This is a genomic window from Yersinia rohdei ATCC 43380, from assembly GCF_000173775.1.
In the GTDB taxonomy this organism is placed as follows: Bacteria; Pseudomonadota; Gammaproteobacteria; order Enterobacterales; family Enterobacteriaceae; genus Yersinia; species Yersinia rohdei.
The window spans coordinates 1-351 of sequence record NZ_ACCD01000094.1 but is presented as its reverse complement, the minus strand read 5'-3'; the positions used below and the strand labels follow the sequence as shown (position 1 = coordinate 351).

Here is a 351-nt window from a genome sequence, read left to right as displayed (position 1 = left end):
CTTGAGTAGGCGGCTATCTGGTAGAAACCCACCCGGCCTTTGCCAACCTGAATAACTGGCGCGGGTCGGATTACGTGCTTCAACAGTTGAATAATGACCCAAATGTGATTTTCAAACGTTTGGGGGATAACGCCTATGAGCAGCGGCTGGTGCGCGATCAGGTACTGGCATTAACCGGCCAGGCGGTCGCCAGTGATTACCGCAGCGCGCAAGAACAGTTCGAAGAACTCTTTGCCGCCGGTCTTGAGTACAGCAAAGCCTTTAATATTGCCCTTGGCACTCACCTCAGCGCAGAACAAATGGCGGCATTAACCACCAATATCGTGCTGATGGAAACCCGTGAAGTTGCGT

Annotated in this window: 1 pseudogene; it reads left to right on the top strand. The window is 52.7% G+C overall.

The features are described from left to right. Positions 1 to 8: 8 nt before the first annotated feature. Positions 9 to 351, top strand: a pseudogene (locus YROHD0001_RS00045) (S-layer family protein); the annotation flags it as partial.